The organism is Isoptericola sp. NPDC019482 (assembly GCF_040632295.1).
In the GTDB taxonomy this organism is placed as follows: Bacteria; Actinomycetota; Actinomycetes; order Actinomycetales; family Cellulomonadaceae; genus Isoptericola.
Genome location: NZ_JBEYBQ010000063.1, coordinates 1 through 9774, shown reverse-complemented (window position 1 = coordinate 9774; position 9774 = coordinate 1). Strand labels below are relative to the sequence as shown.

Here is a 9774-nt window from a genome sequence, read left to right as displayed (position 1 = left end):
GAAGCCCGGACGGGCCGCAGCCGCTGCGGTCCGTCCGGGCTTCTCTATCTCGCGGGTTCGCCTTCTCTGTCTCGGCGCCTTGTCAGGTCAGGCGGCCGCGGGCGTCGGCTCGCCCGCACGCACGGGCTGCGGGTAGTCCTCGACGACGGCGGGCTTCGGCCCGGGAAGCTCGGCGGGCGCCGGCGCGGCGTCCTCGACGGGCTGCTCCTCCCGCAGCGGCAGCCCCAGGGTGACGGTGGCCGGTCGGGCGACGCGCGGTGGCGGGACGGCCAGCGCCACCGCGGCCGCGCCGCCGAGCCCCGCCAGGAGGGCGGCCCACGCCACCCATGTCCAGCCCAGCGCCGCTGACGCACCCAGCAGCGCCCCGTCCACGACCCCTACGACGAGCCCGACGACGAGCACCCGTCTCATGCCTACCTCCCACGGTCCGCCTCATCCGTGCCTTTCCAGGAGACGACACGACAGCCGGTCGTGCATCTGCTGGGCGGACCGTGCAGGTCACAGGTGGGTCACGGTCGCTGGTCGTGGCCTTCCGAGTCCCAGGAGAGGGCGGACGCGGGCACCGGGGGTTCGACGTGCCCGAGCAGCAGGGGCGAGGGGGCCGGGTCCAGCGTGGCGCGCAGCTGGTGGTGCATCTCCCCGGTGAGGCGCAGCGCCAGCTCGAAGCGGAGCGGTGCCACGTGGTCGGCGTGCAGCCGGCCGCCGATGGCCGGGTGCGGGGAGAAGGCGAGCACCTCGTCCGGGCGGGGCCTCGCGCCGGCGTCGAGCACCTCCCGGCAGAGGTCCTCCAGGAGGAGGTCCGCACGTCCGTCCGCCGAGTCGAGCTCCGTGTACATCTCGACGGCGGTGGACCAGCGGAGCTCGAGCGACCCCTCGATCGTGTCGAGGAACCACCAGCCCTCGAGGGACTCGAGGAAGACGTCGCCGAAGACGGTCGTGAAGCGGGGCGTCTTGCCGTGGACCCCCAGCCACGACCAGGACGCCAGCCCGTACGCGAACGCGCCGGGGGCGAAGGTTCTGAGCAGTTCCACGTGCGCATCAAACCACCTTGTGGTAAAAGACGAAACCCCCTGCTTCAGCGGGGTCGCGCGTGGCGCCGCTCACGGAGAATCGTCACCTGTTCGTGATGCGGGTCAAGAATCTGAGGACAAGAGTCAAGAACAGGTCATCCACGCAGGTCGGGCTCGCGGCGGGTCCGAAGAGTGGAACTCCGGCCGACCGCCACCCGTTGTCCCACGGGCGGCCCGAGGACCTCGGCGCCGCCGCCGACACGAGCCCCCGACCCGGAGGTGGACCCATGGAGACGCCCGCCGCGCGCAGGAGAGTCGACGCCTGGAGCGTCGCGACCACCGGACTCACGACGCTCGCCTGGTACGCCGTGCCCGACGTCGTCGGGCCGCGCTGGGCGCGCGCCCTGGTCAAGGCGGGTGTCCTGGCCGGCGGCCTGGGCATCGGCGCGGCGCTCACCGCCGAGGGGCGTTCTGCGATCGACGGCATCCGGGACGCCCGCGACGAGGTGCGTGACCTCCGCGAGCTCGCGGACCGGATCCAGGCCCTTCCCGCAGACGGGGAGGACGATGACGACGACGGCGAGCCCGGCGACGAGGCGCAGGCTGCGCCGCCCCAGGGCGACGGTGCCGAGCTCGCCGGGGGCCCGAGCGAGCCCGAGGACAACGTGCTGCTGGGCGACCTCGGGCTCGCCGACGCCGCCGACCCGCTGCCGGACCCGGTCGTCGTCGGCTCCGTGACGGCCGGGGCTATCGCCTTCGGGATCGCCGTCGCGGTGGTGGGGGAGAAGTGGGCCTACCGGCGCGGCGAGCGGTGGCGCGCGCAGGGGCGGCGGCTGCCGCACACCAGGGTGGGGCTGATCCTCGGTGTGCTGGCGGCGGCCGCGACGGCCCTCGACCCCTCCGCCCGCGAGCGCGCCGGCGAGGGCGCGTAGCCGGCGCGCCGGTCAGTCGTCGAAGACGTCCCAGCAGATCGCGGAGCGCGCCCGCTGGTCGTCGAGGACCAGGTCGAGCAGCTCGCCGGGCACCCGCTCCCGCTGCCAGTCCCGCTCGGCGAGCCGGGCGGCCTCCTCCTGGTCGGCGGGGGCCGCAGCGCTCGCGGCACGGATGGCGTAGGCGGCGGCGCCCAGGTCGTGCGCGGCGACATGGGCGACGGCGACCGCCTGCCCGGCCGCGAGCGCCGCGAACCGGGCGGGGTCGGGCCGGCCCTTGCCGGCGGCGTTCGCGACGAAGGCGGTGCGGTGCGCCTCGCGCATCGGCACCTCGCCGCGGATCCAGCCGCGGGCGACCTCGAGCGCCTGCCGGGGGCGGTCGTCGTCCGGGGCCTCCAGCTCGAAGAGCGGCAGCACGTGGTCGGCGCAGGCGACCGCCCACTCGGCCAGCATCCGGTGGTGCTCGTCGGTGAGCGTCCCGCCCCGGCGCGCGGTGATCAGGCGGGGGTCGCGGTCGGCGGGCAGGATCGGCATGCACCCATCCTGCCGCCCCGTCCGGGGCGCCGTCCGGCGCCGGTAGACTGGCGGCGCGCCGCGAGGCGCCCCCGCACTCATGATCGACGGCACGGACCGACGCCGGATGCCGGCACCCCACGGTGCGGTGATCACCCGGTCCGAGCCCTGAGCTCTGCAGTACTCGCGCGACCCGAGGGAAGTTGATGACCGCCGCTGCCGACCGTGCCGAAGCCGTGTCCGCCCCCCGCCCCCAGCTGGACACCGTCGAGACCGCCGCGTCCACGCCGGACGAGGTCCAGCCCTACGCCGAGCTCGGCCTCAAGCCGGACGAGTACCAGCGCATCCGCGACCTGCTCGGGCGCCGCCCGACGGCCGCCGAGCTGGCCATGTACTCGGTGATGTGGTCCGAGCACTGCTCGTACAAGTCGTCCAAGGTGCACCTGAAGAAGTTCGGCGACCGGGTCACCGAGGAGATGAAGGAGCACCTGCTCGTCGGCATCGGCGAGAACGCGGGCGTCGTCGACGTCGGCGACGGCTGGGCGGTCACCTTCAAGGTCGAGTCGCACAACCACCCGTCGTTCGTCGAGCCGTACCAGGGCGCCGCGACCGGCGTCGGCGGAATCGTCCGCGACATCATCTCGATGGGCGCGCGCCCCGTGGCGGTCATGGACCAGCTGCGCTTCGGCGCCGTCGACCACCCGGACACCGCGCGCGTGGTGCACGGCGTCGTGAGCGGCGTCGGCGGCTACGGCAACTCGCTGGGCCTGCCGAACATCGGCGGCGAGCTCGTCTTCGACGGTTCCTACCAGGGCAACCCGCTCGTCAACGCGCTGTGCCTGGGCGTGCTGCGGCACGAGGACATCCACCTCGCGAACGCTTCCGGCGTCGGCAACAAGGTGGTCCTGTTCGGCGCCCGCACGGGCGGCGACGGCATCGGCGGGGCCTCGATCCTCGCCTCGGAGACGTTCGAGGACGGCGTGCCGGCCAAGCGGCCGAGCGTCCAGGTGGGCGACCCGTTCATGGAGAAGGTGCTCATCGAGTGCTGCCTCGAGCTGTACGCCGCGCAGGTCGTGGAGGGCATCCAGGACCTCGGCGCCGCGGGCATCTCCTGCGCCACGAGCGAGCTGGCCTCGAACGGCGACGGCGGCATGCACGTCTGGCTCGACGACGTGCTGCTGCGCGACCCCACCCTGAACGCCGGCGAGATCCTCATGTCGGAGTCGCAGGAGCGCATGATGGCGGTGGTCACGCCCGAGAAGCTCGACGAGTTCCTCGCGATCACCGGCAAGTGGGACGTCGAGACCGCCGTCATCGGCGAGGTCAACGACTCCGGCCGTCTCACGATCGACCACCACGGCCAGCGGATCGTCGACGTCGACCCGCGGACGGTCGCGCACGAGGGCCCGGTCTACGAGCGCCCCTACGCCCGCCCGGCGTGGCAGGACGGCCTGCAGGCCGACACCACGGTCGCCGCCGGCCTGGCCCGCCCGACGTCGGCCGACGAGCTGCGCGCCACCGCGCTGCGCCTGCTCGCGTCGCCGAACCTCGCCTCGAAGGCGTGGGTGACCAACCAGTACGACCGCTTCGTGCAGGGCAACACGGCCCTCGCCCAGCCCGACGACGGCGGCGTGGTGCGCGTCGACGAGGCCACCGGCCGCGGCGTCGCGCTCGCGACGGACGCGAACGGCCGCTACGGCAAGCTCGACCCGCGCACGGGCGCCCAGCTCGCCCTCGCGGAGGCGTACCGGAACGTCGCGACGGCGGGCGCCAAGCCCCTTGCCGTGACCGACTGCCTCAACTTCGGCTCGCCGGAGCACCCCGACTCGATGTGGCAGCTCGTCGAGGCGATCGAGGGCCTCGCGGACGCGTGCCAGGAGCTCGGCGTGCCGGTCACGGGCGGCAACGTCTCGCTCTACAACGGCACCGGCGAGCCTGGCCAGATCGACTCGTCCATCCACCCGACGCCGGTCGTGGGCGTGCTCGGCGTGATCGACGACGTGCGCACCGCGGTGCCGTCGGGCTGGCGCGCCGAGGGTCTGTCGATCCTGCTGCTGGGCCGCACGGCCGACGAGCTGGACGGCTCCGCGTGGGCCGACGTCGAGCACGGGCACCTGGGCGGCCTGCCGCCGCGTGTGGACCTGGCCGCGGAGAAGGCGCTGGCCTCCGCGCTGGTCGCGGCCCGCGAGCAGGGCCTCGTCGCCGCCGCGCACGACCTGTCGGAGGGCGGTCTCGCGCAGGCGCTGCTCGAGGCGTCGCTGCGCTACGACGTGGGTGCCGACGTCGCCCTCGACGGCATCACCGGCCGGGACGGCGTCTCGCCGTTCGCCGCGCTGTTCTCCGAGTCCACCGCGCGCGCCCTGGTGGTCGTGGACCCGGAGCACGAGTCCGAGCTCGCCGCGGCCGTCGAGGCCGCCGGCGTGCCGGTGCTGCGGCTCGGGCACACGGGCGGTGACGCGCTCGTCGTGGCCGGCGGCTTCGACGGCGAGACCTTCACCGTGCCGCTCGCCGAGGCCCGCGAGGCGCACGAGGGCACGCTGCCGCGCATCTTCGGCTGACCACGAAGAACGCTGTGGGCGGGCGATCGGCCCTGTTTCGCGACCGAAACAGGGCCGATCGCCCGCTCACTGCGTTCTGGGTCGGCAGGTCAACCGGCGAGGCGCCCCGCGCACGGGAGCGCGGTGCGCACCGGGGGCGCCGTCTCGCGGCGTGAGACGGCGTCTCGGAAACGTCTAGGCTGCGATGGTCGTGCGTGTGCCGTGCCGCCCTTGGGCCCCGCGGGCGCGCTCCCCAGAACTCGGGAGGAGCCCCCATGGAAGACCGTCTGCAGCCTGTGTTCGCCGAGGTGCTGCGTCGTAACCCCGGCGAGGTGGAGTTTCACCAGGCGGTGCGCGAGGTCTTCGAGTCCCTGGGCCCGGTGCTGCGCAAGAACCCGCAGTACGTCGAGGCCGCCGTGCTCGAGCGCATCTGCGAGCCGGAGCGGCAGATCATCTTCCGCGTGCCGTGGGTGGACGACACGGGCCGTGTGCGGATCAACCGCGGCTTCCGCGTCGAGTACAACTCGGCCCTCGGCCCGTACAAGGGCGGGCTGCGCTTCCACCCCTCGGTCTACCTGGGGATCGTGAAGTTCCTCGGCTTCGAGCAGATCTTCAAGAATGCCCTCACCGGCCTGCCGATCGGCGGCGGCAAGGGTGGTTCCGACTTCGACCCCCGCGGCCGGTCCGACGGCGAGGTCATGCGGTTCTGCCAGTCGTTCATGACCGAGCTGTACCGGCACATCGGCGAGTACACGGACGTGCCCGCCGGCGACATCGGCGTGGGCGCCCGCGAGGTCGGCTACCTGTTCGGCCAGTACAAGCGGATCACCAACCGCTACGAGTCGGGCGTGCTCACGGGCAAGGGCCTCACGTGGGGCGGCTCGCTCGTGCGCAAGGAGGCCACGGGCTACGGCGCGGTCCTCTTCGCGCAGAGCATGCTCGGCACCAAGGGCGAGAGCCTCGACGGCCGTCGCGTCTCGGTGTCCGGCTCGGGCAACGTCGCGATCTACGCGGCCGAGAAGGCCCAGCAGCTCGGCGGGCGCGTCATCACGTTCTCCGACTCCTCCGGCTACGTCGTCGACGAGGCGGGCATCGACCTCGACCTGCTCAAGGAGGTCAAGGAGGTCCGGCGCGGCCGTGTGTCCGACTACGTCGACCAGCGCCCCGGCGCCCGCCTGGTGGCCGAGGGCAGCATCTGGGACGTCCCGACCGACGTCGCGCTGCCCTGCGCCACCCAGAACGAGCTCTCCGAGGCCGACGCCAAGCAGCTCGTCGCGAACGGCGTGCGCGCCGTCGCCGAGGGCGCCAACATGCCGACCACCCCGGAGGCCGTGGCCGTGCTGCGTGACGCCGGCGTGCTGTTCGGGCCGGGCAAGGCCGCGAACGCGGGCGGCGTGGCGACGTCGGCGCTGGAGATGCAGCAGAACGCGTCGCGCGACTCGTGGAGCTTCGACCACACCGAGTCCCGCCTCGCCGAGATCATGACCGGCATCCACGACAGCTGCCTCGCCACGGCCGAGGAGTACGAGGCGCCGGGCGACTACGTCGTCGGAGCCAACGTCGCCGGCTTCACCAAGGTCGCCGACGCGATGATCGCCTTCGGCGTCATCTGAGGCATCGCGCCGACCCCGGCCGAGGGAGCGCCGTCCGGTGTCGACCTCGCGCCGGGGCGGTCTATCGCGGTGCAGGTCCGTCGGTGCCCACCACGGCGTCGAGCACGGCGGAGGAGAACTCGTCGCCGAGGGTCGGCGAGTGGCCTGCGCCGTCGACCGCCCACAGCTCCACCCGGGAGGCGGACGAGCACCCCGGGAACGACGAGACCGAGGTCTCGGCCCCGGGGATGTCGACGTCCAGGTCGAGCGCGCCGGCGGAGACGTCGGGCTCGGAGTCGCACCCGTCGAGCCGTGCCCAGTCGGCGGCGGAGGCGGGCGCGGAGGCGTAGTCGTCGGCGCGGATCCGGCCGCCCTCGTAGCGGACGACAGGGTCGGCGGTGCCGTGCACCTGCACGGCGCTCACGGGCCGCGTGGGCGCGCAGGCGCCGGCGTCGGCGGGCATCGCGCCCGCGAGGGACACGACGAGCCGGACGAGGTCGGCGTGGTCGCAGGCCAGCCGGTAGGCCATGAACCCGCCGTTGGAGTGCCCCACCACGGCCACCCGGTCGGGGTCGACGGCGTAGGCGTCGCCGACGGTGCGGACGACGTCGGCCAGGTAGGACGAGTCGTCGACGTCGGGGCCGTCCCAGCCGCAGCAGGCGTCGGTCGCGTCCCAGAACTTCCTTCCCGAGGCGTCCGGGGTGCCCTCGGGGAGGGCGTACAGCACGCCGCGCCGCGCGGCGCCGTCGCGCAGCCCGAGCCGGGCGTCCACCTCGGCGGCCTCGTCGCCGTAGCCGTGCAGCACCACGAGGAGCGGTGCGGCCTCGGCCGGGTCGTGGCCCGGGGGGACGGCGAGCGCGAAGGGCCGCCCGTCCACCGTGAGGGTCTCGTCGTGCGCGGGCGCCGTCGCCGGCGGGACGGGGTCGGCGGGAGGGTCGTCGTCGGTCGGTCCCGTGCAGGCGGCGAGGAGCGACCCCGCGACGAGCGCGAGGGTGACGGCGCGGAGGCGCGGCGGCATGCACCGATTGTCGCGCACCCGCCCCTCGCAGACGACGACGGCGCGACCCCCGGGCGGGGGCGCGCCGTCGTGGTGCGGGGCCGGTCGGTCAGACCTCGGTGTTCTCCGACGAGATCATCCAGGCCTGCTTCTCGAGGTCGGTGATGATCTCGTGCAGCAGGTCGGCGCTGGTCGGGTCCTGCGCGTCGACGTCGTCGTGCACCTCGCGCGCGACCTCGACGGTCTGCGCGACGCGCTCGACGATCGCGTCGACCGTGTCCTCCACCGACACCAGGCCCGCGGGGTAGGGCGACAGGTCCGTGGTGGTGGCGACCGTCTCGGTGCGGCCGTCGGGCACGGCCTGCAGGGCGCGGAGCCGCTCGGCGACGGTGTCGCTGTGCTCGCGGGCGACGTCGACGAGCTCGTCGAGCTGGAGGTGCAGGTCGCGGAAGCCGCGGCCGGTGACGTTCCAGTGGGCCTGCTTGCCCTGGACGTGCAGGTCGACCAGCGCGACGAGCACACGCTGCAGATGGGTGCGGAGCTTGTCGGACGCCTCGGCGCGGGGGGTGCTGCGCTTCATCGTGGGAGTGGTCATGGGTGAACCTTCCTTCCGGTGACGATCGCTCTCTTGAACCATTCCAGGTTAGGGAGCCTTCCCGCGCGCCGCCAGCAAGGCCAGGCGAGCCTTGGTCGTCGTCAGCGGGCGGCGACGACACCGGTGACCAGGTCGAGCACCGCCGTCGCGAACGCCGGGCCGAGCGCGGGGGAGTGGTCCGCGCCCGCGATCGACCACAGCTCGACCGTGGTGCCGCTCGCGCACCCGGACCACGTCGTCACCGTGGTCTCGGCCCCGGGGACCGTGCCGTCGAGGTCGCGCCAGGCGGGGGCGGTGGCGGGGGCCGTCCCGCACCCGTCGAGATGCGCCCAGGCGGCGGCCGACTCCGCCGCCGCGGGATAGGCGTGCCCGTCGCGGACCCCTCCGTCCGCGCGGATCACGGGGTCGTCGGCGCCGTGCGCCTGCACCACGGTCACCGGGCGCACCGGCCGGCAGGCGCCGTCGTCCGCCGGCATCGCACCCGCGAGCGACACCGCGACGGACACGAGGTCGGCGTGGTCGCACGCCGTGCGATAGGCCATGAACCCACCGTTCGAGTACCCGACCACCGCGACCCGGTCGGGGTCCACGGCATAGGTGGCCCCGAGAGTACGGATCACCTGCTCGAGGTAGGCGGAGTCGTCGACGCCCGCCCGGTCGACGCCGCAGCAGGCGTCGGTCGCGTTCCAGAACCGGCGCCCGTCGGGGCCCTCGGTGCCCGCGGGGAGGGCGTACAGCACGCTGCGCGCAAGGGCCTGGTCTTGCAGCCCGAGCAGGGCGTCGACGCGTGCCGCGTCGGAGCCGAAGCCGTGCAGGACGACGAGGAGCGGGGCGGGCTGGTCGGGGGTGTACGCGGGCGGCACGTGGAGCCGGACGGGCCGGCCGCCGACGTCGACCACGCCGGTGGCGCCCGCGGGCAGCGCCTCGGCGGCCGCGAGCACCAGGGGCTGCTCGTCGGCCTGCGGCGGCGCGGCGGAGCCGCAGGCCGTGAGCAGCAGGGTGACCAGCGCGACGATCGTCGCCAGGATCGGACGGTGCGCCGGCATGCCGTCGATTGTCGCGTGTGCGGCGCACCCGGCCTAGGCTGAAATCGGTGCGGAGGTGGAGCCCCGATGACGTGGCAGCTGGCATGCCTGACGGCGTCGCTCGCGCTGGTCGCGACGGCCGCCGCCCGGGCGTGGCTGCGCTCGGGCGCGCACCGCGACGCGGTCGCCCGCCGGGCCGTGCGTCGTGGTGCGGTCACCGACCCGCTCGTGACGCTCACCGTGCAGGTGCGTCTGGGCGAGCTGGCGCGCGAGCTGCGCGCGATCGACGACGACCCGCAGGTCTACGCGCGCGCCCACCACGCCCGTGCCGCGCAGGGCGCGTACGACGCCCTGCTGCGCGAGGCGTGCCGCCTGGCCGGGCTGAGCGTCGTCGACCTGCCGATGCGTGCCGGGGAGCGCGCCGAATCGGCCGAACGTCTCCGCGAGGAGCTGGAGCTCAGCTCCCGCGGCTGGTCCTGGTAGCTGGCGAGATAGAGAAGGCGAACCCGCGAGATAGAGAAGCCCGGACGGGCCGCAGCCGGTGCGGCCCCTCCGGGCTTCGGACGTACATCCGCC

10 protein-coding genes are annotated in these 9774 nt (G+C 74.2%); 4 read left to right on the top strand and 6 right to left on the bottom strand.

Annotation, left to right across the window (positions count from 1 at the left end):
* Nucleotides 1-87 precede the first annotated feature (87 nt).
* A complete protein-coding gene (locus ABZ493_RS21385; protein WP_430584128.1) occupies nt 88-411 on the bottom strand; it encodes a hypothetical protein in 324 nt (107 codons plus the stop codon).
* A 98-nt stretch (nt 412-509) separates the two neighbouring features.
* Complete coding sequence (locus ABZ493_RS21380; RefSeq protein WP_430584127.1) at nt 510-1031, bottom strand: hypothetical protein; 522 nt, start codon at nt 1029-1031, stop codon at nt 510-512.
* 266 nt (nt 1032-1297) lie between these two features.
* On the opposite strand from ABZ493_RS21380, the gene ABZ493_RS21375 reads away from it, so the two are divergent.
* Nucleotides 1298-1942 carry a hypothetical protein gene (locus ABZ493_RS21375; protein WP_430584126.1) on the top strand — a complete coding sequence of 215 codons (645 nt, stop codon included), beginning with the start codon at nt 1298-1300 and terminating at the stop codon, nt 1940-1942.
* Nucleotides 1943-1954: 12 nt separating this feature from the next.
* Here ABZ493_RS21375 and ABZ493_RS21370 read toward each other — a convergent pair whose 3' ends face one another.
* Nucleotides 1955-2473, bottom strand: coding sequence for a putative immunity protein (locus ABZ493_RS21370; RefSeq protein WP_430584125.1), 519 nt, complete (start codon nt 2471-2473; stop codon nt 1955-1957).
* Between the two features lie 185 nt (nt 2474-2658).
* On the opposite strand from ABZ493_RS21370, the gene purL reads away from it, so the two are divergent.
* Together purL and gdhA are read left to right on the top strand one after the other, a co-directional pair.
* Nucleotides 2659-5010: a phosphoribosylformylglycinamidine synthase subunit PurL gene (gene purL / locus ABZ493_RS21365; RefSeq protein ID WP_430584124.1), complete on the top strand. Its 2352-nt coding sequence runs from the start codon at nt 2659-2661 to the stop codon at nt 5008-5010.
* Between the two features lie 254 nt (nt 5011-5264).
* A complete protein-coding gene (gene gdhA, locus ABZ493_RS21360; RefSeq protein ID WP_430584123.1) occupies nt 5265-6602 on the top strand; it encodes an NADP-specific glutamate dehydrogenase in 1338 nt (445 codons plus the stop codon).
* A gap of 61 nt (nt 6603-6663) precedes the next feature.
* Here the strand turns inward: gdhA and ABZ493_RS21355 are convergent, their stop codons facing one another.
* From ABZ493_RS21355 to ABZ493_RS21345, 3 genes are all read right to left on the bottom strand, one after another.
* Nucleotides 6664-7599 carry a PHB depolymerase family esterase gene (locus ABZ493_RS21355; RefSeq protein WP_430584122.1) on the bottom strand — a complete coding sequence of 312 codons (936 nt, stop codon included), beginning with the start codon at nt 7597-7599 and terminating at the stop codon, nt 6664-6666.
* Between the two features lie 88 nt (nt 7600-7687).
* Complete coding sequence (locus ABZ493_RS21350) at nt 7688-8173, bottom strand: DNA starvation/stationary phase protection protein (protein WP_430584121.1); 486 nt, start codon at nt 8171-8173, stop codon at nt 7688-7690.
* Nucleotides 8174-8274: 101 nt separating this feature from the next.
* Nucleotides 8275-9219: a PHB depolymerase family esterase gene (locus ABZ493_RS21345; protein WP_430584120.1), complete on the bottom strand. Its 945-nt coding sequence runs from the start codon at nt 9217-9219 to the stop codon at nt 8275-8277.
* A 66-nt stretch (nt 9220-9285) separates the two neighbouring features.
* Here ABZ493_RS21345 and ABZ493_RS21340 point away from each other — a divergent pair, with 66 nt between their 5' ends.
* The gene (locus ABZ493_RS21340) at nt 9286-9681 is read left to right on the top strand and encodes a hypothetical protein (RefSeq protein WP_430584119.1); all 396 of its coding nucleotides are present in this window, start codon (nt 9286-9288) and stop codon (nt 9679-9681) included.
* Nucleotides 9682-9774: the final 93 nt, after the last annotated feature.

Bases quoted from the DNA above. Each gene is read 5' to 3' on its own strand.
- ABZ493_RS21370 (WP_430584125.1), bottom strand. From the start codon at position 2,473: ATGCCGATCCTGCCCGCCGACCGCGACCCCCGCCTGATCACCGCGCGC.
- ABZ493_RS21350 (WP_430584121.1), bottom strand. From the start codon at position 8,173: ATGACCACTCCCACGATGAAGCGCAGCACCCCCCGCGCCGAGGCGTCC.
- ABZ493_RS21385 (WP_430584128.1), bottom strand. From the start codon at position 411: ATGAGACGGGTGCTCGTCGTCGGGCTCGTCGTAGGGGTCGTGGACGGG.
- ABZ493_RS21355 (WP_430584122.1), bottom strand. From the start codon at position 7,599: ATGCCGCCGCGCCTCCGCGCCGTCACCCTCGCGCTCGTCGCGGGGTCG.
- purL (WP_430584124.1), top strand. From the start codon at position 2,659: ATGACCGCCGCTGCCGACCGTGCCGAAGCCGTGTCCGCCCCCCGCCCC.
- ABZ493_RS21375 (WP_430584126.1), top strand. From the start codon at position 1,298: ATGGAGACGCCCGCCGCGCGCAGGAGAGTCGACGCCTGGAGCGTCGCG.
- ABZ493_RS21340 (WP_430584119.1), top strand. From the start codon at position 9,286: ATGACGTGGCAGCTGGCATGCCTGACGGCGTCGCTCGCGCTGGTCGCG.
- gdhA (WP_430584123.1), top strand. From the start codon at position 5,265: ATGGAAGACCGTCTGCAGCCTGTGTTCGCCGAGGTGCTGCGTCGTAAC.
- ABZ493_RS21345 (WP_430584120.1), bottom strand. From the start codon at position 9,219: ATGCCGGCGCACCGTCCGATCCTGGCGACGATCGTCGCGCTGGTCACC.